The sequence below is a fragment of the Roseburia sp. MSJ-14 genome (assembly GCF_018918225.1).
Lineage (GTDB): Bacteria > Bacillota > Clostridia > Lachnospirales > Lachnospiraceae > Petralouisia.
This window is the reverse complement of sequence record NZ_JAHLQD010000015.1, coordinates 1-25128: the sequence shown is the minus strand read 5'-3', so window position 1 is coordinate 25128 and position 25128 is coordinate 1. Positions and strand designations below refer to the sequence as shown.

The window sequence follows — 25128 nt, the reverse complement described above, 5'->3', positions numbered from 1 at the left end:
ATCAAGAAATTTGTAAGTGAATAGCAGCTGCGCTCTGCTGTCGGATAGATGGCAGAGCGTTTGGCATAGGAGGTGAAGTCATGCACGATATATGGAATCCGTGGCACGGATGTAAAAAATGCAGCGAGGGCTGTCAGAACTGCTATATGTATTTTCTCGACGAACAGCGCGGCAAAAACGGCGCGGATATCTATCGTACCAAGGCGGGATTCCGCTATCCCTTGTCAAAGGACAGGAGCGGACGGTATAAGGTGCAGAGCGGCGAGCAACTGCGCGTGTGCATGACCTCCGACTTTTTCTTAGAGGAAGCGGACATTTGGCGCGATGAAGCGTGGAGCATTATCCGACAGCGCCCCGACGTCGTGTTCTTTCTTTTGACGAAACGCCCCGAAAGGGTAGGGGAATGTCTGCCGTATGACTGGGGCGACGGCTGGGAGAATGTTTTCTTCAACGTAAGCTGTGAGAACCAGAAGCGCGCCGACGAGCGTATCCCGATCCTGCTTTCTCTGCCCTTCAAACATAAGGGGATCATGTGCGCGCCGTTCATCGGTGAGATCAGCATCCGCGAGTATCTCAAAACGGGTCAGCTCGAGCAGGTGATCTGCGACGGCGAGAATTACGCGGGAGCGCGGCCGTGTCACTACGAATGGGTCAAGCGGCTGAGCGACGAGTGCAGGGAATTCAACGTGACCTTTGCCTTTGTCGGTACGGGCAGGCGCTTTGTCAAGGACGGAAAGACGTATCGTATCGAGAGCAGCGAGCTGCAGGCAAATCAGGCGTATAAATCGGGGCTGAGCTTCAAGGGCAAGCCGATCGAATATAAGCTGTGTAATCTGCTCGGTATGCCGCTGTCGGGCGAGCGGCTGTATCAGCCGTACTTTGGGGAGAAATGCCAAAACTGCGGAATGAAGATCATCTGTAACGGCTGTACCCTTTGCGGGAAATGCAAGCAAAATCAACCATAGATTTGACGATAAAGAGGTAAGAGATGATTTTATATGTTAACGCGTGTGTGCGCTCCGATTCGAGAACCAAAAGGCTGTCAGAATATTTGCTGTCAAAGCTGCATGACGATATGACGGAGCATCGGCTCTGTGAGATCGACTTTCCGAAAGCGGACGAGGGATTTCTGCGTCACAGAGATAGCTTGACCGGGAAAGGGGAGTACGGCGACGAGCTGTTCCGCTATGCGCGGGATTTTGCCGCGGCGGATACGATCGTGATCACTTCGCCTTACTGGGATCTGTCCTTTACCGCCGCTCTCAAGCAGTATATCGAGCAGATCAACGTCACGGGTATCACCTTCCGCTATTCGTCCGACGGGATCCCTGTCGGCTTGTGTAAGGCGAAGCGGGTGTATTATGTCACCACCGCGGGCGGCAACTATGTACCGAGTGAATTCGGCTTTGGGTATATCAAAGCACTGTGCGAGGGATATTACGGTATCCATGACGTCAGGCAGATACAAGCGGTCGGGCTGGATATTGACGGCGCGGACGAGGAGACGATCATGCAAAAGGCGATGAAAGAGATCGATTTGATGTTCAGATAAAACGAAAGCACCAACGCCCGTTGGTGCTTTTTTTGATGCTTATGATTCTTTTCCGGAATTATCTTCCGGTTCTCCCATATCATTCAGCGCAAACTGCTCAGCGCACTTTTCGGCGCTGGCGTAGGTGAAGTAGTGCAGCTCGATATTGTGCTTTCTGACGATGTCGATGATCTTGTAGAAGTCGGAGTGGCTCATGGCGTTGGTCTGTATCCAGATCACGTCGGCGTTCATGATCAAGCCCGCGTTGGGCTGGGCGGACGGTTCGACAAAGCGTACGTTCGGCAAAAGAGGACGGATCGCTTTCAACCACGAGAGGTGACCGCCGAAAACGACGGCGCGTTTTTGGGCTGAGTAGGGGAAGGTGACGGTCACGGAATATTCTTTTTCGGAATTATCCACTTCACGGATCATGGAGCGCAGCTCGCCGAGCTCTGCCGTCGCTTCGTTCAGGCTGTCGTTCGCGTGGTCGAGGGCCTCGGCGGATTCCTTGAGACGGTGCTCGAGCTTGTTGAGCATCGCTTTGAGGTTCTTGTTCTCGCGCTTGAGCTCTCTGAGTTCACTCAGGCTTTCGTCTGTTATGTTTTCAGACGGTTCTTCGTTTTCTTCCTCGTCCTCGTCGATGAAAACATAGTTTTCGTCCCTGCGGGAGAGGGAACAGGCGAGGGTCAGGTAGTCATAGAGAATGTTGATCTCATTCTCTGATAAGTCGCTGTCGCTCAGCAGGGCTTTGAGATACGACAGCTCGGGCATACCGCGCGGCGGGACCACGCCGCTGAACAAGTAGACGAGCTGCGAAAAGCAGATCTTATCCTCTGAGATACCGAGAAACGGCGGGGCGACGAGCTTTTGATTGAGCAGGCTCTCGGACGGCGTGGCGAGATAGCGCTCGGGGTCTTTTGCCGCTTCTATCAACGCGGGAGCAGGCTTGGGAGAATCGCCCTGAGCGCGAATAAGCTCCGCGCTTGCCCACGGGAGCTCAAGACAGGAATCGGCGAGAATGATGTAGGGCAGGTTATACAGCCAGATAACGTCGCTGTTTGAATCCAAGAGGCTAAAAAACGCAAAGCACATGCCGAACGGATCGCTGATCATGGGACGGTACAGCTGAGCGGAGAGCTCTTCGCCGAGCAGGTCTTTGAGCTGATGGCGGAAGCCGCCGCTTTGCAGCATGATGTTCATATAGAAGGCTTCTCTGAGATAGAGCGCGTTTTGCAGATCTTCTTCGACCGCCATGGCATTCTCGCGCGTGTCGGAGGCGGTGAGGGTCACGTTTGTTCCGTCCGTCTGATTGAGGACGGAAGCGGCGCTCTCCGTCTGTTTGCTGTTCTCGATCTCCTTTTCGAGCATAGCGATTTTCGTTTTGGCGGCGGATACCGCCTTTTCGTTGAGCTTGTCGTAGACGGAAAGGCAGCTTTGCGTGAGGTGGTGTGTGTAAGCGATGAAGCGGTCGCGCAGATCGTCGATCGTGTCGCTGTCGAGCAGGTCTATGACGGCTTCAAAGCGCTCTCCGGCGGGATCGCCGTCGGGTTTGTCGGAATTAGCGAGAGTCGCGTCGGCACTGTCCATGAACGCCTTGGTGCTGTCAAAGCCCGCTTTACTGCTGTTGCGGTAGCGGATGATATACAGCATGCCGCGGATCAGGTCGTCGCAGTGGACGGAGTCGGTGACGTCGGGCAGGTCGATCCTGTCGAGCTCCTCTCGGCTTTCCGGCAGATACGCGAGCGCTTCGTCGAGCTTGCCGCTGTTCCTGAGCTGATCGAGTATCCAGATCGCGGCGGCGGCTTCGACGTGATACAGCTCGTCGAGCTTGCCGAAGGTGTCGGTCGGACAGGGAGCGCAGAACTGAGCGAAGATCTCAGCAACGCTGAAGTCGGGGTATTGAGATTGATAATCCTCCTGCACTTTGGCGGCAAGGGCAGAGATCGCCTGTTGACGGCGGGTGAGGATATCGTAGTTGAACTCAGAGAGATCGACCTCTTTGTTCTGCTGTCCGTAGCTCCTGATCAGGGTGAGGCGGTTTTTGAATAAGGCTTCGATGTATTTGTCAAAGGATTTAGCGGACGCATTGTCGTCAAAGTTGTATGGAGCGACTTCGATCAGCGCTTTTGTCTGCTCAATGATCTGCTGTAATTCTTTGATTTTTTCATTGATCGTTTTCATGATGGTTTCCTTTTTTATCAGAATCAATATGCTATATTCTACCATATTTGAAAGCGGAAAATAAAGGTGAGTTTTTTACGAATTTTATTGCGTAAACGGGCGCTTTACAGTATAATTAAGATAATTAACCGAAAGGGGAATGACCATGAAAAAGGCATTGGCGTTATTACTGGCTGTGTGCGTGATCGCATCGCTTGTCGCCTGCGCGGGCGGTAAGAAGGAATCAGCGACCGAAAAGAGCGATACCGATACGAAGAAAAGCGGTTATCAGGTATCTGAGGACGTGCCCGAGGGCAGCGTCATCGACGGTGTGATGACCTATATCGACGGTGAGGATCCCGTATTGAAAAAGACGGTCGCGCCGTGGCTCGACACCTGTGTGCTGTATGAGGTCAACGTCAGGCAGTATACCGAGGAGGGCACGTTCAAGGCGTTTGAAGCGCACCTCGACCGCCTGCAGGATATGGGGATCAATACCCTGTGGTTCATGCCGATCCACCCGATCAGCGAGACGGAGCGCAAGGGTACGCTGGGGTCCTATTATGCCGTGAGCGACTATAAGGGCGTCAACCCCGAATTCGGTACGACCGAGGACTTTCAGCACCTTGTCGATAAGGCGCATGAGATGGGCTTCAAGGTCATTCTTGACTGGGTCGCCAATCACACGGGCTGGGACAGCGCGTGGATCAAGGATCACCCCGACTGGTACGAGCACAAGGACGACGGCTCGATCAAGTCGCCGTATGACTGGACGGATACCGCTCAGCTGAATTACGAGAACTATGAGATGCGCGCGGAGATGATCCGCTGTATGCAGTACTGGATCGAGGATATCGGGATCGACGGCTTCCGCTGTGACCACGCGATCGGTGTACCCGCGAACTTCTGGAACGCGGCTGTCTACAAGCTAAAATCCATCAACAGCGATATCATGATGCTGGCGGAGACCTCCGCAACGCAGGGGCTGACCGAATACGCCTTTGACACCTGCTATAACGATATGCTGTACGGTCAGGCGCTGATGACCAAGGGCGGGGTAGCGACCTCGTCCATCAAGGACGGCATGGACGTACAGCCCAACTACTGCGGCGACAGCTTCCCGATGAATTATCTCGACAATCATGATAAGAATTCTTATGAGGGCAGTATCGTCGGTCGCTATGGGGATACCTACGCGCCGCTCTTGGCGCTGAGCTTCCTCACGCCGGGTATGCCGCTGATCTATACCGCCAACGAGGAAGGGTATGACCATGAGATCGAGTTCTTTGAGAAGGATACCGTCAAATGGGACGACGAGCCGAAGTACGCGCCGCTGATCAAGGCGCTGTCAAAGCTCAAGACAGGGAACAGCGCCCTTGCTTCCACCAACAGAAGCATCACCTATGCCGAGCCGAGCAACTCAAAGCTGTTTGTCTTTACGCGCAACGACGGAGATAATACCGTGATCTATGCCGCGAATCTCGGCAAGGAAGCGATCGAAAACGTCAGCTTTAACTTGGGCGTGGGTACCGCGAAATGCGTGCTGCACGTTAACGGAGATGAAGTCGATACGACCGTGACCGAAATGACGGAAAAGGACTTTTTGGGCAGAGATTACGCGCCGTATGAATTCTATATCCTGATCGCAACGTGATCATCAAAAAAAGGAGGCTGTCGCAATCAGTATTGCGATAGCCCCTTGCTATATATCATGATACTAATCCTTAATAAAAACCTTTATCATCTATTGCGCTATATTTCGTATAGCTTTGTTGGGCTCCTTGACAGGCGCCAGCCTGTCTGCGTCTCCCGTCGCGCTATCCGAAATATATCACTAATATCTGATTAAATCTTTTTATCAAGGATTAGTATGACTTTGGCGTGTGATTGAAGGTGACGCGGATCGGCGCGCGGTTCTTCGCCGCGTCCTGCATCGCCTGCGCCTGCGCTCCGACCAAGGTCGCGGCGGCGAGCTTTGGATCAGACAGCGCCCTTGCCATCTGAACGCTTTGGAGAAGATCCAGGTCGTCTTTCATCAGGCGCGTTTCGTCGATGCCGACCGAGGTGATGGCAAAGCCGCGTTCCTCTGTCCACTGCTCGTTGATTTGGCTGATGACGCCGTCGCAGATGATATCGGACGAAGCGCTGAGATCGTAAGCGGTCGTGCCCTCTTTGCAAAAATCCGCGATCGCGTGACGAAGCAGCATGATCAGCTCCGCTGTGATCTGCGGCAGGATCGTGCTGAGCATGACCGTTCCCGTAGAACAGCCGCACAGCTTTTTGTAAAAGACGGCGGGCTTGACGATGGTAAAGGAGAACACTCCGCCCATCATCAGCGTTGCGTCTATGCTGACGCCTGTGTTGCGGTCGGTCAGATTAATGGCGGTTTTCAGGCTGAACGGATTGCCGAGGTGCTCGCGCATATCCAAGAAAACGATCGCCTGATAGACTGCCGCGACGCCGCCGTAGCCGAAGCGGTCAAAGCTCTGCTTAGCAACGCCCTTGAGCCCGCCCTTGTGGAAGATGCTCGGACTGCGTTCGGTGTGATAGGTGTTCTCGCCCGGTTGGTCGTACACGCCGGTGACCTCGCCCTTGTCGATCGCGAGGGCGCACTGCCCTGCGTTGACGATGATGGTCGAGCCGTCGCTGATGACATTCTCTTCACCTTTGGTATTGGCGGAGCGGTCGGACGTCTGTTTGCTTGCCCTTTGCGCCAGTACGCCTGCGGGCAGGGCGGCACAGCTGTAGCTCTCCAGCCATGAATCCGCCAGAACACCGCCGACAGAGCCGCGGGCGGCTTTGAAGATCCCCATTTTCACACCTCTTTTCTTTGTCTTAACAATACACGAGGGGCAGGGAGAAGTCAAGGTAAAGTTTTCTCTTTTGCTGATTTTATGAATTGATTTTTCGGCGGATTATGGTACAATGAGGGTATCAATTTGAAGTAACAGAAGTGATGCTATGGATAAACATAAAATCAAGATGATCGCTATAGCGGCGGCGGTCGGCGTACTGCTTTTGGCGGGGGTCATCGTCGGTGTGACGACCCGTCCCGCTCCGACGGTGGCACAAGAGACCGAACCGCCTACCGAAGCGCCAAAGTCGCACATGATCGACGTTGTGCCCGCGACCTTGCAGGAGACTTTAAAGGCAGGGTGTGAGACCCATGCCTGCACCAGTCTTTTGCAGACGCTCGGCTATGATATCGACGAATATCGCTTTGCGGACAATTACCTCGAGTGTCATTATGTGATCGAGGACGAGGTCACGGGCGAGAAGTTCGGTCCCGATATGAATTCGGGCTTTGCGGGTACGGCATACGCGGGCTGGGGCATCTACGCGCCCGCAATGGCGAAATGCATGAATCGGTATCTGGCGGACGCGAAATCGGAGCAGAAGGCATATGTCCTCGAGAACAAAACGCTCGAGGACCTGTGCGAAGAATACATCGACAACGATATCCCCGTGATGGTATGGGCGACGACCGACATGCAGGAGCCGATCGAGTGGGATATCTGGACGGTGAATTACGTTGACGAAAACGCCAAGTACAAGGAAGGCGAGACCTTCCGCTGGATGTACCACGAGCATTGTCTGGTGCTGTGCGGGTACGACAAGGATTACTACTACTTTTCCGATTCCGTCGTGGGCGGTATCTCGCATTTTGCGAAGGAGCTCAGCGAGAAGCGGTATGAACAGCTCGACAGTCAGGCGATCGTCGTTAAGTGACAGAATGTTTCGGGTAATAAAATATCGATAAAGTCGAAAACGGCAGTCAGAGCGACTGCCGTTTTCTGTTGAGGTTTTTATGAAGTCAAACAAGAGTTGTAAGCGATTTTACGCGAGGCTCACGTTGAGACCTTCGTCAACCGTGACGGTCAGCGGTACGGGTACCTGCGTATTGTCGTCGGTGTTGTAGAACAGGGTGACGTGAGCGGTGCCGGGAGCAGTGCCGTAGAAGTGGAAATTATACTGCTCTTTGTTGAAGTTGTAATCACAGCGGATAACAAAGTTGGAGTTGTCGGCATTGTAGTTCCAGTCAAAGCCGTAAGAGGTCTTGCCGTGGACGATGTAGTCGGCGCTGTTGCCCGTGGTAGCGGGAGCGGTGCGCTTGGTGTCGATATAGACGCGGTCGCCGTCGATGACGCGGATATTGTCGTCGTCCTTCTGCGCGGTCTGCTGAGCAGGCTGAGCGCTCTTCTCGGCGTTCTTGTTCGCGTTCTTCTCAGCGACAGCGGTGATGGTGGGCTGAGGGGTATCGGCGTTAGGCTTCACCGCGAAGGATCTGATCGAGAATACGGTAGCGGCGATGACCGCGACCATCGCGAACGCCAGAGCCGCGATCACGATCCCCGCGCCCTTTTCCTGACGGGCGGGTCTTCTTCTCTCGCGCGTCCTACGGGGACGGTCGGTGTAGATATCGACGTAGTCCTGATCGGCGTCGTTATGGTAGTTGTAATCGTTGTTGTAGTTGTTATGATCAAATTTGTAATCTTTGTTCTCAGTCATTTTGGGTTCCTCCATATTGATGTGCTTGCTCAGTCAAGGCGGAGCGGAAGTTGTGTTGTCCTTGACTGTGGCTATAGCATAACATACCGACTGTGACAAGATAGGGACAAAGATCGGACAAATCTGAAAAATTTTTAAAAAATTGTCTTTTGTTAAAATTATTCTTATTTAGAATTATGATTTAGAATAATAAAACGTCCCTGCCGCAGTTGACAGGGACGCTGTTGCTGGATTTATGTTGTTGTTTTGGGTGACGATTCTCTCTTGTGCTTTTCGATCATCTTGTCCGCGAAGTGGTAAAGCAGGTTGAACAGGACGATGATGACGACAGCCGTAATGACCTGCATGATGAGCGCGGACTGACTGAGAGCGGTGAGCTTGAAGAAGTCGCGGAAGAAGATCGTCGCGATCACGATGCCCGCCGTGCTGAGCGCGAGCATGGCGCCGCGCAGAGCGTTGAAGGGGATACACAGCCGCACGATCAGCATGAGTCCGATCAGCGAGGTGGTGTAGACCGCCATTGTGGACAGCTCGGCGTGAGAGAGCCCGAGGGGATCGCTGAGCAGGGCTGTGACGATGATGTTCAGCGCGATACAGATCGCGGCGGGAGCGGCGCGGGTGATGATGTTGTAGGTGAAGTTGCCGCGCACGATGTTTTTGTTAGGCTGTAGGGCGAGGACAAAGGACGGGAAGCCGACCGTCAGCGCGCCGATCAAGGAAAGCTGGATCGGCTCGAAGGGATAGATGTGGTGAGAGAAGAGGAAGAACAGCGACAGCAGGATCGAGTACATGGTCTTGACCAGATACAGCGAGGAGCTGCGCTCGATGTTGTTGATCGAGCGGCGGCCTTCGGCGACGACCTGCGGCATGCAGGCAAAGTCGTTGTTGACCAGAACGAGCTGGGACACGTTGCGCGCCGCTTCGCTGCCTGCCGCCATCGCGACGGAGCAGTCCGCTTCTTTCAGGGCGAGGACGTCGTTCACGCCGTCGCCTGTCATGGCGACCTTGTGACCTTTTTCTTTGAGCGCGATCAAGAGCTTTTTCTTCTGAGCGGGGGTCACTCTGCCAAACACGTTGCACCGCTCGGCGACCTCAGCCAATTCTTCGTCGGTCGTGACGGTGGACATATCGACGGCGTTTTCGGCGCCTTCAATACCGCAGTCCTTGGCGATGTTCTGCACGGTCTTGACGCTGTCGCCCGAGATGACCTTGAGTGTCACGCCCTGCTCCTTGAAGTAGTTGACGGTCTCCTGTACGTTGTCACGGAGCTGATCTTTGATGAGGATCAGCGCCATCGGAATGAGATCGTCGGGGAGCGTTTTATCGGTAAGCGGGTTGACGGATTTTGCTAAGACGAGGATACGGACGGTGTCCTTGACTTCGTCGATCGCTTGGTAAACCTTTGCGTATTTTTCTTTATCAGAAAATACAAACTCCGCCGCGCCCATGATATAAGTCCTGCCGTTGGAGAATTCACCGCCCGACCACTTGGTTTCGGAGGAGAAGGGGGTGAAGTGCTTGCATTGCAGGGGTTCGATATCCTTGGTGTAAGCGTGTACCGCTTCGGCGGTGGCGTTGACCTCGTCAACGTGGGCGATAGAGGAGAGCGCGGTCATGATCTCGTCCTTTTCGCAGTCGAGCGGGATCGTGTCGTGCACGTTCATGATCTCGGCGGTCAGGGTGCCTGTCTTGTCCAGACAGATCACATCGACGCGGGCGAGGGTCTCGATACAGTACATTTCGTTGACGAGTACCTTTTTCTTGGCAAGACGAATGACGGATACCGCCAGAACGGTAGAGGTCAAGAGGATCATGCCGCCGGGGATCATGCCGACCAGCGCGCCGACGGTCGAGATGACGGTGTCGTTGAACATTTGCTGCTGGACAAAATATTTGATGACGAACATCAGGATACCGACAGGGAAGATGATGACGGAGCAGATATTGATGATGGTCTTGAACGCTTTGAGGATCTGAGAATCGTTTTTCTTGATATACTTCGCTTCGTTGTTGATCTTGGCGGCGTAGCTGTCGGCGCCGACGCGGTTGACGCGGCATTTACAGTTGCCCGAAGCGATAAAGCTGCCGGAGAGAAGCTCGTCGCCGAGCTTTTTGGCGATCAGATCGGATTCGCCTGTCAAAAGGCTTTCGTTGGCGCTGCATTCACCGTCGACAAGGATACAGTCGGCGGGTACCTGATTGCCGCGCGAGAGCAGGATAATGTCGTCGAGTACCAGCTCGTCCTTGCTGAGTTCGACGATCTCGCCGTCGCGCAGGACGTTCAGCTTGCTTTCGGTGAGGATCGTGAGCTTGTCCACGCTCTTTTTGGAGCGGATCTCCTGCACGATACCGATGACGGTATTGAACAGCACCACGCCGATGAACAGCAGGTTCTTGTACGAGCCGACGACCATCAGCAGGATAAACAAGAGGACGTTGATGCCGTTGAATACGGTGCAGATGTTGTCGATGAAGATGCGCTTGATCGACTTGGTTTTGACGGTAGAGGCGGTGTTGACCTTACCCTCGGCTTTTCGCTGTTCCGCTTCGGCAGAGGTCAGCCCGCGCAATTCTTTTTCTTTCATGGGATTCTCCTGAAAAAGTTGATTTTCTTTCTTTCAAAATATACCATAACCCGCAAATCATCGTCAAGTAATCGCTGTAAAAGTTTAACAATTATTAATAAAAGAACGCAGGGCTTTGAGGGGCGAGGACAGCGAGAGGGGAAAGGGCGCTGATTTATGCGCATATTGCCTGAAATAATCGGTATGATTTTAGCTGATTTGATAGTGACAATTGCGTTTTCCTGTGATATAATAAGCACTGATAACGCTGATATTCGTTCGGCGTAAGTCGGTATACCTCATTGAGGTAAATAATTTTAAGGAGAAATGTATAATGAAATTCCCTAACGCTGCAAAAGGCGTGAAGAAGATCTTCACTGCTGAAATCTTGAACCTGATCGGTACGATCGTGATGGTGATTGCGGCTATCGTCGTCGCGATCGGCGCGGCCGGCGCGGCAGGCGCTCAGAGCAGCGACGGTAAAGCGTTGGCTCTCGGCGGCGGCATCATGGTCGCTCTGATCTTTATTGCGGTTTACATGATCCTCGCTACCATCGCCTATATCATGAACCTTGTCGGTATCATCAATGCTTCTAAGGATGAAACGAACTTCAAGAGCGCGCTGATCTTCCTGATCGTCGGTATCGTTACCATGATTCTCGTAGCTGTCTTCCGCAACAACCCTGTTGTCTACAGCATGCTGCTCTCGCTGGGCGACCTGATGAACGTGTTCGTCAACATCTTTGTGATCGCCGGCGGCGTCAAGCTCGCTGACAGAATGAACAGAGGCGACGTCAGCACCAAGGGCACCAACGTCCTCAAGCTGATCATCGTTGTCGCTATCCTCAGCCTGATCGCCAGCCTGATCTCTTCCTTCATGGGCGGTATGGTTGCTTCCGTGACCGCTGCTGTCCTCCTGATCGTCAGCCTGATCCTGAACATCATCAAGTACTTCATGTACCTCTCTTTCCTCAGCCGGTTAAAGAAATCTTTGGTAGAAGGCTGATCAATCATTTGATAACAATACCGCGATCTGTCAGACGGCAGGTCGCGGTTTTTTATAGGGGCAATTGATTCGGTTGAGATTGCCACAGCCCTTGCGGGCTTCGCAATGACGATTGATTCGGTTGAGATTGCCACAGCCCTTGCGGGCTTCGCAATGACGATTGATTCGGTTGAGATTGCCACAGCCCTGAAGGGCTTCGCAATGACGATTGATTCGGTTGAGATTGCCACAGCCCTGAAGGGCTTCGCAATGACATTTATATTGACAAAGGGAGCGTGATCTTTCATCTGTTTGTTATGCCCACGGGTCGTCATTTTGCGGGGTGCGGACGCCGACCATGATCATCTGCTCGCTTAAGTACCATTTGCCCTCTGAGGGCTTGAGACGGAGCTTGATTTGGCGGGGAGAGTCCGCGCCGCCTGAATTGAGGTGCAAAGTCGCCCGGCCTTCATTTTGGAAGGAATAGGGATTGGAGAAAACGGACACGGTAAAGGGCTGAGAGGGCGTGTAGTTGTTCTCGGGCGTTGCTCCCGCAAAGTAAGAGAACGGAATGTGCTTGCCGTCGCGGAAGCGGTCGTTCAGAAAGCTGACTTCCATCGGCGACAGGGGAGCGGGACCTTTCAGGAAATCAAGCATTTCCTTGCCGATCTCGGGCGCCGCCGCGTACGCGCACAGGGCGCAGACCGTCAGAGCGGCGGTCTTGTACGGTGTGTCGAGGCTTGCCTCGGGGAGCGCCTTCATTTCTTCAACGCTTTCGGGGAGCGCTTGGAATACAAAGGTGAAGCTGCCTTCCGCGGGCTTTTGTGCGGCGGGTGAAGGGCTGACGGACGGATTCAGGTTTTCAAAAATACTCATGGCAAAGCCTCCTTTTGTTCATCATATCATTTGAAAGGGCGTTTGTAAATAAATATTTGCAAGTTGCGGGTATTTAGTGTATGATTAGGGTATGAAGATCGAGTATGTTGTTTTGGACGAAAAGTTGAAAATAGAGGACTTAGGCGAGTATATCGCGCTCTTGCCCCATGAGCGGCAGGAGAAGATCGCCCGATACCGCTTTGAAAAGGATAAGCTCCTGTCGCTTGCGGCAGGGCTCTTGATCCGCCGCGCGATAGGAGAGAGCGAGATCGCCTTGGGAGAGCACGGCAAGCCGTACGCGCAAAACGGCGTGTACTTCTCCGTGTCCCACAGCGGCAGAGTAGCGGCGATCGCGGTCGATGATACTGAGCTGGGGCTTGACGTCGAAGAGCTGCCCGCGCCCGAACGCTTGAAGATCGCCGACCGCTTTTATCACCCCGCCGAGAGAGCGTATGTGAAAGAAGCAGAGGATCGGCGGCGCGCGTTCTGTGAGATATGGACGCGAAAGGAAGCGTATCTGAAAATGACGGGAGAGGGGATCTCGACCGACCTGACGGCGTTCGATACCTTAGCTCAGCCGCTGAAAGGGCAGACAGTCACTCTGCCGCTCGACGGCTATTGCCTGTCGGTATGCTCCATAGAGCCGATAGGGGATAAGAGGGTTGATATTTCTGAATTAGAATTAAAAGAGCTGATATAATTCTAATAGAGAAATAAGACGAGCGAATGATTCTGATTTAGAATTAAAATCTATATATTATTCGAATTTAGAATTAAAGAGAATTGCAGAAAGAAAAGCTCCTTCGTGTGAAGGAGCTTCGTTTATTTGATCAGGGTTTTCTTTTCGACCAATGCCGAGATAATGCGCCTGTTCCTGACGCGCTTGACGGTGAAGGTCAGGTCGTGGTAATTGACGCGCTGTCCGCGGATCGGGATATCGCCGAATTGCTCGACGATGAAGCCGCCGACCGAATTGCTCTCGATCTCATCGTCGGGCTTCATCTCAAACAGTTCGAATAGCTCGGAAAGATCCATATCGCCTGACACAAGATATTTGTTCTCGCCGAGCTTCGTGCAGGTGTGTTCGACGTCCTCGTCCTCGTCCCAGATGTCGCCGACGATCTCTTCGAGCAGATCCTCCATCGTGACGATCCCTAAAAAGCCGCCGTACTCGTCGGTGACGATGGCGATGTGCAGCTTGTTCGCGCGAAAGTCGTTGAGGATATCGGAGAGCTTCTGATTTTTGTAGATAAAGTGGGCGGGGGTGATCAGACTGCGGATATCCGCCTCGCCGTCGATCGCCTTCTCGAGGTAATCGCGGGTGTGCAGGATACCGATGACGTTGTCGATGTCGTTCTCATAGACGGGAATGCGCGAGTAGCGCTCGCGGATGATCAGGTCGTGGATATCCTCCATGCTGTCGTCGATATCGATGACGGTCACGTCAACGCGGGGGGTCAATATCTCCTGCGCGGTCTTTTCGTCGAATTCCAGCGCCGACTGCACGAGTTCGGATTCCTGCTCTTCGAGGATACCTTCCTCCTCGATGCTCTCGATGATGTATTTGAGCTCGTCCTCGGTGACAGAGGGGGAGCTCTTCTTGATGTGTCCAATCTTCATGACAAGGCTCTTGATGCCGATGAAGAGATAGACAAAGGGAGTGAGGACGTAGGTCATCACCTTCAGGAGAAAGCCCGTATACAGCACGATGCTGTCGCTCTTTTCCTTGCCGATACATTTCGGGATCACCTCGCCGAAGGTCAGGACGAGAAGCGTCGTGCCGCCCGTCGCGATCGCCGCGCCGTAGTTCTCAAACAGGTTCAGGCACAGAATGGTCGCCAGGGACGAGCAGCCGAGGTTGACGACGTTGTTGCCGATCAGAATGGCGGTCAGGGCTTTGTCGAAGTTGTCGCAGACCCATAGGGCGTGCTTGGCGCGCTTGTTGCCGTTGTCCATCAGGGATTTCAGGCGGATGGTGTTGGCGAAGGAGAACGCCGTTTCCGTACACGAGAAGAATCCCGACAGCAGTATCAATACGGCGATGACGACGCCGTATATCGCGTTTGTACTCATTTTTCCTCCAAAACGGATGAAGTGATAGACGGAGCGTGTCCGTGATTTGACTATATACGCATTAAGCATACACTATTCTCATATATTTAATATGACAATTTAGAAATATAATTATTTTTCTCTTGAAGAATGAGAGAGATAATGGTATACTGTATCTTGGTAAATTACCGACAAGATATACATGATTTAGGTAAGCACTGATTAATTACAATGTCATTGCGAGGGCTTTCAAAGGGTCCCCGGCACGCCCCTGCGTGTTGGGGAGAGGAGGAGCCGCCACATGAGGTCAAGGCATACCAACCGGATATGCCTACCGAATACGGCGCGCGACGACGACGTGGCAATCCCACAAAGTGATAAACAAGCGTTTCAGTCCCTATTTGTTGAGGAGTTGTCCAAATCTTTGATTTGGCTTACAACTCCCATGCAACAGCGCAGGGGGAGCGTAGCGATTGGCTAAGCGCCACTACTGGGATTCCCACGGTCGCTTAGTCGCTCCCTCGGAATGACTGCAAAACGAAAACTGCATTAATCAGTATTTACTTAGATTTTGTCGGCTGAAAACAGTATTGATAATGTACATTTGCGGATTGTGAGGAACCATATGACAATTATTGAAGCGATCATTCAAGGCGTGGTACAGGGCTTGACGGAGTTTTTGCCCGTATCCAGCAGCGGTCATCTGACCATCACCCAGCATATTTTAGGTGTTGACATGGAAGGGGGCAATCTCTTCTTCAACGTCATGCTCCATATCGGTACGCTCGTAGCGGTGATCGCCTTTTATCACAAGCTGATCTGGCGGCTGATCAAGGCGTTTTTCTCCATGATCGGCGATATCTTTACGGGCAAGTTCAAGTGGAAGGAGCTGTCTGACGACAAGCGCATGGTGATCATGGTCATCATCGGTCTTGTCCCGCTGTTCCTGCTCTTCCTGCCTGTCCCCGGTACGGGAATGAAGCTCAAGGACTTTGTCGAGAGCTTCAACACGGATCAATATTTCATCGTGGTCGGTATCTGCCTGCTGCTGACCTCGCTGTTGCTCTTTATCGGCAACCGCTGTTCGCGTTCCGCCGTGCCGCTCAAGCACGCCAAAAACGGCGGTGAAGCGGGCAGAACGTCGATGAACGTGCTCGACGCGATCGTCATCGGAATCACCCAGTGCTTCGCGACCCTGCCGGGACTCTCCCGCTCAGGCTCGACGCTGTCGGCGGGTCAGATGCGCGGACTCAATAAGCAGACAGCCCTCGACTATACCTTTATCCTCGGTACGCCCGCGATCGTCGCGGCGGCTCTCTTAGAGGGCAAGGACGCTCTCGAGGCGGGTACCGCTCAGCTGACCGATAATATCCTGCCCATCATCATCGGCATGGTGGTATCGGCAGTGGTCGGGTATCTGGCGATCGCCTTGTTCAAATGGCTGTTAAAGACCGATAAAATGATCATCTTCATCATCTATACCGCAATCGTCGGTATCGCTGTCATCGTGATCAGCGTGATGGAGATGCAGAGCGGCGTGAACCTTTTCTCGGGCGCGCCGTTGTAAGCCTTCCCCTTGAGGGGAAGGTGGGCTTTTTGACTCAATAGTCAAAAAGGTCGGATGAGGTGGAAACCTTTCACAAAAATCAATGAACGGGATGAAGTGGAGTCGTTTCCACCTCATCCGTCACCTTGACGGTGACGCCTTCCCCTCAAGGGGAAGGCTGTCTTATTATAACAGAAACCAAAATCTCAGAAAGTCAGGAGTGATACTTTGGCTGCCAAGAAAACAAAAGGCAAGACAAGCTCCAAAAAATCTACATCTAATTCGAGATCGAAGTCGAGCGCGAGCCGCACTTCGCAGAGAGGCGCGAAGGCTCAGCCCAAACGCCGACTGAATCCGCAGATCAAGGCGATCATTCTGTGCGCTGTCGGCATATTGCTGCTCGCGCTGGTCATTATCCCGGGCGGCGCACTGTGGAAAACCATGCGCTCGTTCCTGTTCGGTGTGTTCGGCGTGTGCTCGATCTTAGTGCCGCTGGTGTTCATCTACCTCGGTGTGATGACCGCCAAGGAAAAGCAGATGGCGCATAAGGGCGCGAAGATCGCCCTGTCCGCCGTGATCGTGCTGATGGTGTGCACGCTGGTGTACCTTTTCGGCAAAACCGATTTCAACGACGGTTATTCCTACACACAGGCGCTCGGCGCGGCTTATCAGAAATCCTTTGCCCTCGAAAGCCTGTGCGGACTGTTCGGTGCGATCTTAGGCTATCCGATGCGCGGTCTGCTCACGACAGCTCCCGCTGTGATCACGTCATTTGTCATACTGATCGCCGCTGTGATGGTGCTGTTCGGCGTGACACTGGTCGATATCGCGAACGTCGCGAAAAAGGGCTATCGCAGAACGAGAGAACAGCAGCAGCGTATGCGCGAGCGCCGACAGGAGCGCATGGAGGCACGCCGCCGCGAACGCGAGGAACGGGAGGAATATCCCGAGCCTGACGACGAATATGCCGAAGAATACCCTGTTGAGGAATATCCCACGCATACGACTCCGTCAACTTCTTATCGCCGTGATCGCAACGGTCGCATCGACATCCCGCTGGACAAGCCGAAGGAGAAGAAGCGCGTCAAGGACGAGGTGGAGATCGCGGAGGATCAGCACGATCAGGATATCATCAATATCATTCAGAACGCGAACTCAGGCATCACGCCTGACGGAGAGATGTCCGCTTCCGACGTTGCGAAGCGTATCTCTGATAAAAAGAAATCCCGCAAGATGTCCGCGGGCGCGAAGCAGCCCGACCCCGGTACTGCGGAGGACGACCTCGACGACGAGATTGATACACTCGATGATTTTGACCTCAAGGGCGAGACCCGCCGTATGCGTGCCGAGGTCAGACAGAATCAGGATCGGAAGCCCGAGCAGTCGACCTATGTTTACCCGCCGACAAAGCTCTTAGAGCCTGCGGTGGACGGTGAGAGCGAAAGCGCTTACATGGAAATGCAGAACAACGCCACCAAGCTGGTCGAGACCCTCAACAGCTTTGGCGTTAAGGCGAACATCGTCAATATCTGCCGCGGTCCGTCTGTCACCCGCTATGAGTTACAGCCCGCGCCCGGCGTGAAGATCAGCAAGATCACGAACCTCTCCGACGACATCGCGCTGAACCTTGCCGCCAACGGCGTGCGAATCGAAGCGCCGATCCCCGGTAAGGCGGCGGTCGGTATCGAAGTACCGAACAAGGTCACCTCGATGGTCACCCTGCGCGAGCTGGTCGAAACGGACGAATTCAGAAACAGCAAGAGCAAGCTCAATTGCGTATTGGGCAGAGATATCTCGGGCGAGATCATCACCACCGACCTTGCGAAAATGCCCCATCTGCTGATCGCGGGTACGACAGGCTCCGGTAAGTCGGTATGCGTGAACGCGCTGCTGATGTCGATTTTGTTCAAAGCGACGCCCGACGAGGTCAAGCTGCTGCTGGTAGACCCGAAGATGGTCGAATTCTCAAAGTACAAGGGTATCCCGCATTTGCTCGTACCTGTTGTATCCGACGCGAAGAAGGCGGCAGGCGCGCTGAACTGGGCGGTCTCCGAAATGCTCCAGCGCTACCGCATTTTCTCGGAATATGACTGTAAGGGTATTGACAGCTTCAACGAGCTCGTCGATAAGAACCTTGCCTACATAGAAGAAGAAAAGCAAAAGCCCGACTACGATCCCGAGGCGGAGGAACAGCCCTGCATGGAGATCGACGGCTTGAAGATCCCGACAGAGCACATGTGCCGTATCGTCATCGCGATCGACGAGTTGGCTGACTTGATGATGGCGGCGCCGTCTGAGGTCGAAGAGAGCATCTGCCGTCTGGCGCAGATGGCGCGTGCCGCGGGCATGCACCTGATCCTCGCTACCCAGCGACCCACCGTCAACGTCATCACGGGTCTGATCAAGGCGAATATCCCCTCACGAATCGCCTTGAAGGTATCTTCTCAGATCGACTCGCGTACCATTCTTGATACGGGCGGCGCGGAGAAGCTGATCGGACGAGGCGACCTGCTGTACGCTCCTGTCGGCGCGCCGAAGCCCATTCGTGTACAGTGCTGCTTCACGCGCGACGACGAGATCGACCGCGTGACCGCGTTCCTGAAGAAATCGCATACCGCCGAGTATAACAAGGAGATCGAGGACAAGATCCGCAAGATCGCCGCCGAGGAGCTCAACGGCAGCAAGAAGGACAGCGGCATCTCCCCGGGCAACGCGCCCGAGGTGGATTCCATGATGGACGAAGCGATCCGTTTCGTCATCGAAAGCGGACAGGCTTCTACCTCTATGCTTCAACGCCGTTTGAAGGTCGGCTACGCGAGAGCGGGCAGAATGATCGACGATATGGAGCAGATGGGCGTTGTAGGTCCGCACCAAGGCTCTAAGCCGCGCGAGGTGCTGATCACGATGAACGATTGGCTCGAGCGCAACAATATGCTCGGCTCTCCCGATGGTACCAACGGTGAGGGAGAAGGCGCGACGGACGATGACGATCCGTGGTGATGTGAAAATCAAAGATTTTCAGTGAATAGTGAATAAAGAATAATGAATAACGAAGGGCGGGCGGCGCCCGCACCCGATTTGTATTATTTACTTGACCTTTTCGACAAATATCGCTATACTATAGATTATGACAAAGCATGATTCGGTTGAGATTGCCACACCTCGTGAACGAGGCTTGCAATGACCGTTTTAAATTAAGGAGGAAGATTGTTGGGAGTATATGAAGAACTGGTAGCCCGCGGCTTGATCGCTCAGGTTACCGATGAAAAAGAAATCAGAGATCTGGTGAATAACGGCAAGGCGGTATTCTACATCGGCTTCGACCCGACTGCCGACAGCCTGCACGTGGGTCACTTCATGGCGCTGTGCCTGATGAAGCGCTTACAGCTCGCAGGCAACAAGCCCATCGCCCTGATCGGCGGCGGTACCGCGATGATCGGCGACCCCTCGGGCAGAACCGATATGCGCCAGATGATGACCAAGGAGACCATCGAGCACAACTGCGACTGCTTCAAAAAGCAGATGGCGAAGTTCATCGACTTCTCCGACGACAAGGCGATGATGGTCAACAACGCCGATTGGCTGCTTGACCTCAACTACGTTGAGCTGCTGCGCGAGGTCGGGGCGTGCTTCTCGGTCAATAATATGCTGCGCGCGGAGTGCTACAAGCAGCGCATGGAGAAGGGCTTATCCTTCCTCGAATTCAACTACATGATCATGCAGAGCTACGATTTCTACGCTCTGTATCAGAAATACGGCTGTAATATGCAGTTCGGCGGCGACGACCAGTGGAGCAATATGCTCGGCGGTACGGAGCTGATCAGAAGAAAGCTCGGTAAGGACGCTTACGCCATGACCATCAACCTGCTCCTCAATTCCGAGGGCAAGAAGATGGGCAAGACCCAGAAGGGCGCGGTATGGCTCGACGCGAACAAGACCACGCCGTTCGAGTTCTATCAGTACTGGCGCAACGTGGACGACGCCGACGTCGTCAAGTGCCTGAAGATGCTGACCTTCCTGCCGCTCGAGCAGATCGAGGAGATGGCGAAGTGGGAAGGCTCTGAGCTTAACAAGGCGAAAGAGATCTTAGCCTATGAGCTGACCAAGATGATCCACGGCGAGGACGAGGCGAACAAGGCGCAGGAGGGAGCGAGAGCACTCTTCGGCGGCGGCGCGAATACCGACAACATGCCCACCACCGAGATCACCGACTCAGACTTTACCGACGGCGGAATCGCGGTGCTCGATCTCCTGCTGAAGTGCAAGCTGATCTCGAGTAAGGGCGAGGGCAAGCGCCTGATCCAGCAGGGCGGTATCTCGGTAGACGATCAGAAGATCACCGATATGTTCCATAATGTGACTAAGGACGCTTTTGAGAAAGGCCACGTCATCATCAAAAAGGGCAAGAAGGTTTTCCATAAGGTGACGCTGTAATTTGATTGCTGTTTTACAGAAAGACGACGAATCGTAGGGTACGGCGCTTGTCGACGTACCGATAATCGAAACGTAGGCTTGCCTTGGATAAACAGCATGAGAATAGTCCGTTATACAGCGGTACGTCGCGGAGCGCCGTACCCTACAGTGAATATCATCATAACTAATCGGATAATTCCGATAAAGAATAAAAAGGAGTGCAGAACATGAAAAAAATTGCAGGCGAATTCAAAGAATTCATCATGCGCGGTAATGTAATGGATCTGGCAGTCGGCGTTATTATCGGCGGCGCTTTCCAGGCGATCGTTAACGCGTTCATCAACGATCTGATCATGCCGTTCATCGGTTTGCTTACCGGCGGTATCAACTTCAACGAGCAGTTCCTGATCCTGAAGCTGCCCGAGGGCGTTGAGGCTTCTCAGGTCACCTACGCGAACGCTTCCGAGCTGGGCGCGTCCATCTGGGGTTACGGCGCTTTCATCACCGCTCTGATCAACTTCCTGATCATGGCGATCGTCGTCTTCCTGCTGGTCAAGGCGATCAACAAGGTTTCTTCCATCGGCAAGAAGAAGGAAGAGGAACCCGCTCCCACCACCAAGAAGTGCCCGCACTGCTGTGAAGAGGTCAACATCAACGCGACCAAGTGCCCGCACTGCACCGGCGATATCCCCGCAGAAGAGGAATAATAGCTTAATCCAGTCTTAGTGAGGGATCATAAAAGAACTTATCCGCATGAACAGCGGATCAAAACAAGATGAAAAGCTCCCGAGTCATTGCGATTCGGGAGCTTTTTGTGTTATATGGCTGAATAATGAGAGCAGCAACCCTCCGCCGCCACCCGTTTCCGTAGGGACGACCATCGGTCGTCCGAAAATGACGGGCGTAGAATCAGTCGGAAACCTTAGATAGAGAGAAAAAGCATCTGCTATGCCGGACGAGCAATGCTCGTCCCTACGATGACGGTTCTTTTTCTGTTAGGAGTGAGAAGTGAAACCAAGCCTTCTCCTCGAGGGGAAGGCTTTTCACACTGTCAGCCATTATGCCCACAAAAAACACTCCTCACTCCTAACTTCTCACTGTTTTATGCCATGATCTTCTTGTACAGCTCTTTGAGATCCTCTACGCTGGTCTCTCTCGGGTTGCCGGGACGGCACGCGTCGGCGTAAGCGTCAGCCGCGAGTACGTCTAAGTCCTCAGCCTTGACCTTTTCGTTCTTCTCGGGGATACCGACGTCCTTGGAGAGCCGGCGGACAGCGTCGATCGCCGCCTTGCGGTACTCTTCCTGAGACATTGCGTCAACGCCCTGTACGCCCATCGCACGGGCGATCTCACGGAACTTGTCGCCGGTGCATTCCTGGTTGTACTCCATGACGATCGGGAGCATCATCGCGCAGGCTACGCCGTGGGGCGTGTCATAGTGCGCGCCGAGGGTGTGAGCGATGGAGTGGGCGATACCCAGTCCGACGTTGGAGAAGCCCATGCCCGCGATGTACTGTGCCAGCGCCATGCCCTCTCTGTCCTCGGGCTTGTTTTCGACAGCGCCGCGCAGGTGCTTAGCGATCAGGCGGATCGCCTCGAGGTGGAACATATCGGTCATTTCCCAAGCCGCCGCGGTGGTGTAGCCCTCGATGGCGTGGGTCAGAGCGTCCATACCGGTGGAAGCGGTCAGACCCTTGGGCATACTGCTCATCATATCGGGGTCTACGACAGCGTCAGCGGGAATGTCGTGCTCGTCAACGCAGACGAACTTGCGCTCCTTCTGCACGTCGGTGATGACGTAGTTGATGGTGACCTCAGCCGCGGTGCCCGCTGTGGTGGGGACGGCGATGGTCGGGACGGCGTGGTTCTTGGTGGGAGCAACGCCCTCAAGAGAGCGAACGTCAGCGAACTCGGGGTTGGTGATGATGACGCCGATCGCCTTCGCGGTGTCCATCGCGGAGCCGCCGCCGATAGCGATGATGGAGTCAGCCTGAGCCGCCTTGAACGCGTCTACGCCTGCCTGTACGTTCTCGATGGTCGGGTTAGCCTTGACCTCGGAGAATACCGCGTAGGGGAGACCGCACTCGTCCAGAAGCGCCGTGACCTTCTGCGCGACGTTGAACTTGATCAGGTCGGGGTCGGTGACGACCAGTACCTTGGTGAAGCCCTTGGCCTTGGCGATGTTCGGGATCTCCTTGATCGCGCCCTTGCCGTGGTAGGAAGTGTTGTTAAGAATGATTCTGTTTGCCATAATTTACCTCCATATAATTAATTACTTCTATTGTATAATTTTTAACAATAAAATTCAATCATACGGTGTATAGAAATTACGGCGGAAAAACTGTGTAAATGATCTAATATTTGCAGGATCAGTCATCTTCCAACTGCTTTTTGAGCAGCGCGCGCCCCTTGTTCAGACGGCTTTTGACCGTGCCTTCGGGGATACGGAGGATCTCTTTTATTTCTTTGATAGAATAATCCTCGATGTAGAACAAGATCACCGTCAGGCGTATCTTCTCGGGCAGGCTGTCGATCAGATCGCCGATCTCTACGGAGAGATACGGATTATCGCGCGAGGCGATATCGGGGAGAGGCTCCCCGATATCTGCGTATCGCTTACGCGCTTTGAGGGCTTTGTGACAGACGTTGATCAGAATTCGCACAAGCCATGTGCCGAAGTACTGCTCCTGCCGCAGTCGGCTTCTGTTTTGATAGGCGAGCAGGATCGCGTCATGCACCGCGTCCTGCGCGTCGTGCTCGTTTTTCAGCATAGACATAGAGACGCGATAGAGCGTGTCCGTCTGCGCCGTGACGAGCATCGCAAAGCTGTGGTTATCGATCATCGTCAAGCACCTTGAAGAGATAGGTAGTATAGTTGCCGTCGCCGTCATAGAGAGGGTCGATGATATCGTTGATGCCGTCGATGGTAAAATACGCTTTATCGAGCATGTCCGCGTTACAGCGTATGCCGACGGTTACAGTCATAGTTTCATTTGCGGGAAGAGTGGGGATATAGAAGCTCTTGCCCTCGCCGTGGGGTGAGAGATAGGCGATCTCGGTGTCACAGCAAGCGGTGCTGTAGATACCTTCTTTCGGGTCGATACTCTCTGCATGGCTGAATTCGTTTCCGTCTATATTCAGCACATTCGCGCGGTATGGGATATACAATTCTACGTCCTCATCGGTCAGGTTTTCGTAGGTGATTTCGGCGAGGATCAGCTTTTGTTCCTTTTGCTCGACGCTCAGTTCCTCATAGGTTGAGCTGAAGCCGTCGCCCTCTTTGAAGGTAGTAAATTCCTTTGGAATCAGCCTGCCGTTTTCCTGCGCGATCGTATCGGGGAAATGGTTAAAACAGCTTTCGTCCAAGCCAATGATTTCATCTGTGATTCGGATATTGGTGATTTGAGCGGTATACCGTTGGCTTTCGTCCTCGGTGACAGGGGAATAATGCTTGAAGGTCAGCTTGGTATCAAGCGGCATTTCGACAAGGTTTTCTTCATATTTGTAGGTGACCGCAGAATCCTGACGTTCGTCATACGGCTCGCTGAGGTAAGTGTGATCTTCGGCGGTGCCTTCGGTAAAGCTGATGCCGCTGACAAAGTCCTCGATCTGCGCGTCGGTCACGTCCTTGTGATAGATCAGCAGCATGACGTTGACGTCCTCAAAGTAGACATAGAGCTGTTCCCATGTCCCCTTAACGTTTTTGACTGTCACGTTATACGCCTGATGACCGCTTACGACACATTCTTCATAGCTATCAACATTAGCGATATATGCCTGTTGGTCGGAATCCGCATAGCGCATCGGAAGTAAAGAAAAGCCGCTGTCAAGCGCTTCTTCGCTGTCTGCTTTGCAATACTTTAAATCTTCGGTGTCAGGTATAACGGCAAAGCCCTCGGGGATATCTACGTGCATTTTGACATAGAGGGGATAATCGGGTATCTGTGTTTCGTCCACTCCGACTGCTAAACCGTAGTTATCGACGGGCTTTGCAATCAGCTCATAGAGCTTGCTCGCTCCGAAAACGGCGGAGGGGATCAGGGCGGCTAAAATGATGATCGCGATCGCGACGCGCCAGCCATTGGAGAGCCGCTTTTTGGGAGAGGGCTGCGTCACAGCTTCATCGACAGCCATCTGTACTGCATAGCGAAACCGCTCGGGAGTCGGCTTCATCGAGTGTTGTAATTTGTCTTTCATATCATTTGCTCCTTATCAGATTTGAAACGTTTCTGCCTATTAGAGCGTTGAGGGAGGGGAAAGGTTCATTTTTAATGAGGAATCAGGAAGTGAGAAGCGAGGAGTTAGGAGTTAGAAGTTAGGAGTTAGGAGTGAAGTAAGCACTGATAAATTACTATGTCATTGCGAGGGCTCTCAAAGGGTCCCCGACACGCCCATAAACGAGGCTCCAAAAAGCCCTGCTTTTTGGAGAAAGGACGAGTGGCAAAGCGAGTACGACAACGGTCACACTTGACCCTGTCTCTTATACACATCT

Annotated in this window: 20 protein-coding genes; 11 read left to right on the top strand and 9 right to left on the bottom strand. The window is 53.4% G+C overall.

Annotated features, from left to right (window positions below):
• Nucleotides 1-80 precede the first annotated feature (80 nt).
• Nucleotides 81-965 carry a DUF5131 family protein gene (locus KQI83_RS06680; RefSeq protein WP_216555794.1) on the top strand — a complete coding sequence of 295 codons (885 nt, stop codon included), beginning with the start codon at nucleotides 81-83 and terminating at the stop codon, nucleotides 963-965.
• 23 nt (nucleotides 966-988) lie between these two features.
• A complete protein-coding gene (locus KQI83_RS06675; protein ID WP_216555791.1) occupies nucleotides 989-1552 on the top strand; it encodes an NAD(P)H-dependent oxidoreductase in 564 nt (187 codons plus the stop codon).
• Between the two features lie 39 nt (nucleotides 1553-1591).
• Here KQI83_RS06675 and KQI83_RS06670 read toward each other — a convergent pair whose 3' ends face one another.
• Nucleotides 1592-3712, bottom strand: a complete 2121-nt coding sequence (locus KQI83_RS06670; RefSeq protein ID WP_216555788.1) for a hypothetical protein — start codon at nucleotides 3710-3712, stop codon at nucleotides 1592-1594.
• 145 nt (nucleotides 3713-3857) lie between these two features.
• Between KQI83_RS06670 and KQI83_RS06665 the strand changes: the two genes are divergently transcribed.
• Nucleotides 3858-5345, top strand: a complete 1488-nt coding sequence (locus tag KQI83_RS06665) for an alpha-amylase family glycosyl hydrolase (protein ID WP_216555785.1) — start codon at nucleotides 3858-3860, stop codon at nucleotides 5343-5345.
• Between the two features lie 211 nt (nucleotides 5346-5556).
• Here the strand turns inward: KQI83_RS06665 and KQI83_RS06660 are convergent, their stop codons facing one another.
• Nucleotides 5557-6504 (bottom strand): SPFH domain-containing protein, encoded by a 948-nt coding sequence (locus tag KQI83_RS06660; protein ID WP_216555782.1) that lies wholly within the window; start codon nucleotides 6502-6504, stop codon nucleotides 5557-5559.
• Nucleotides 6505-6652: 148 nt separating this feature from the next.
• Here KQI83_RS06660 and KQI83_RS06655 point away from each other — a divergent pair, with 148 nt between their 5' ends.
• The gene (locus KQI83_RS06655; RefSeq protein ID WP_216555779.1) at nucleotides 6653-7420 is read left to right on the top strand and encodes a C39 family peptidase; all 768 of its coding nucleotides are present in this window, start codon (nucleotides 6653-6655) and stop codon (nucleotides 7418-7420) included.
• A 108-nt stretch (nucleotides 7421-7528) separates the two neighbouring features.
• Here the strand turns inward: KQI83_RS06655 and KQI83_RS06650 are convergent, their stop codons facing one another.
• Nucleotides 7529-8200, bottom strand: a complete 672-nt coding sequence (locus KQI83_RS06650; RefSeq protein ID WP_216555776.1) for a hypothetical protein — start codon at nucleotides 8198-8200, stop codon at nucleotides 7529-7531.
• 233 nt (nucleotides 8201-8433) lie between these two features.
• Nucleotides 8434-10785 (bottom strand): HAD-IC family P-type ATPase, encoded by a 2352-nt coding sequence (locus KQI83_RS06645; protein ID WP_216555773.1) that lies wholly within the window; start codon nucleotides 10783-10785, stop codon nucleotides 8434-8436.
• Between the two features lie 313 nt (nucleotides 10786-11098).
• On the opposite strand from KQI83_RS06645, the gene KQI83_RS06640 reads away from it, so the two are divergent.
• Both KQI83_RS06640 and KQI83_RS06635 read left to right on the top strand, forming a co-directional pair.
• A complete protein-coding gene (locus KQI83_RS06640; RefSeq protein WP_216555770.1) occupies nucleotides 11099-11770 on the top strand; it encodes a hypothetical protein in 672 nt (223 codons plus the stop codon).
• A 105-nt stretch (nucleotides 11771-11875) separates the two neighbouring features.
• A complete protein-coding gene (locus KQI83_RS06635; protein WP_216555767.1) occupies nucleotides 11876-12049 on the top strand; it encodes a hypothetical protein in 174 nt (57 codons plus the stop codon).
• A 15-nt stretch (nucleotides 12050-12064) separates the two neighbouring features.
• On the opposite strand, the gene KQI83_RS06630 is transcribed toward KQI83_RS06635, so the two are convergent.
• Nucleotides 12065-12625, bottom strand: coding sequence for a DUF6935 domain-containing protein (locus KQI83_RS06630; RefSeq protein ID WP_216555763.1), 561 nt, complete (start codon nucleotides 12623-12625; stop codon nucleotides 12065-12067).
• 112 nt (nucleotides 12626-12737) lie between these two features.
• On the opposite strand from KQI83_RS06630, the gene KQI83_RS06625 reads away from it, so the two are divergent.
• Nucleotides 12738-13325 carry a 4'-phosphopantetheinyl transferase family protein gene (locus tag KQI83_RS06625; RefSeq protein ID WP_216555760.1) on the top strand — a complete coding sequence of 196 codons (588 nt, stop codon included), beginning with the start codon at nucleotides 12738-12740 and terminating at the stop codon, nucleotides 13323-13325.
• Between the two features lie 122 nt (nucleotides 13326-13447).
• On the opposite strand, the gene KQI83_RS06620 is transcribed toward KQI83_RS06625, so the two are convergent.
• The gene (locus KQI83_RS06620; RefSeq protein ID WP_216555757.1) at nucleotides 13448-14698 is read right to left on the bottom strand and encodes a hemolysin family protein; all 1251 of its coding nucleotides are present in this window, start codon (nucleotides 14696-14698) and stop codon (nucleotides 13448-13450) included.
• Between the two features lie 604 nt (nucleotides 14699-15302).
• Between KQI83_RS06620 and KQI83_RS06615 the strand changes: the two genes are divergently transcribed.
• The 4 genes from KQI83_RS06615 (at nucleotide 15303) to mscL (ending at nucleotide 21343) form a co-directional block, all read left to right on the top strand.
• Nucleotides 15303-16244, top strand: a complete 942-nt coding sequence (locus KQI83_RS06615) for an undecaprenyl-diphosphate phosphatase (protein ID WP_216555754.1) — start codon at nucleotides 15303-15305, stop codon at nucleotides 16242-16244.
• A gap of 207 nt (nucleotides 16245-16451) precedes the next feature.
• Nucleotides 16452-19223, top strand: coding sequence for a DNA translocase FtsK (locus KQI83_RS06610; protein WP_253295533.1), 2772 nt, complete (start codon nucleotides 16452-16454; stop codon nucleotides 19221-19223).
• A gap of 210 nt (nucleotides 19224-19433) precedes the next feature.
• Nucleotides 19434-20657 (top strand): tyrosine--tRNA ligase, encoded by a 1224-nt coding sequence (tyrS, locus tag KQI83_RS06605; protein ID WP_216555750.1) that lies wholly within the window; start codon nucleotides 19434-19436, stop codon nucleotides 20655-20657.
• Between the two features lie 206 nt (nucleotides 20658-20863).
• Entirely contained in the window at nucleotides 20864-21343 is a 480-nt protein-coding gene (gene mscL, locus KQI83_RS06600) for a large conductance mechanosensitive channel protein MscL (RefSeq protein WP_216555747.1), read from the top strand.
• A gap of 395 nt (nucleotides 21344-21738) precedes the next feature.
• On the opposite strand, the gene fucO is transcribed toward mscL, so the two are convergent.
• The 3 genes from fucO to KQI83_RS06585 form a co-directional block, all read right to left on the bottom strand.
• Entirely contained in the window at nucleotides 21739-22887 is a 1149-nt protein-coding gene (fucO, locus tag KQI83_RS06595; RefSeq protein ID WP_216555744.1) for a lactaldehyde reductase, read from the bottom strand.
• 118 nt (nucleotides 22888-23005) lie between these two features.
• Nucleotides 23006-23479 carry an RNA polymerase sigma factor gene (locus KQI83_RS06590; protein WP_253295532.1) on the bottom strand — a complete coding sequence of 158 codons (474 nt, stop codon included), beginning with the start codon at nucleotides 23477-23479 and terminating at the stop codon, nucleotides 23006-23008.
• Entirely contained in the window at nucleotides 23469-24833 is a 1365-nt protein-coding gene (locus tag KQI83_RS06585) for a hypothetical protein (protein WP_216555741.1), read from the bottom strand. The genes KQI83_RS06590 and KQI83_RS06585 overlap by 11 nt, the downstream gene beginning before the upstream one ends.
• Nucleotides 24834-25128 lie beyond the last annotated feature (295 nt).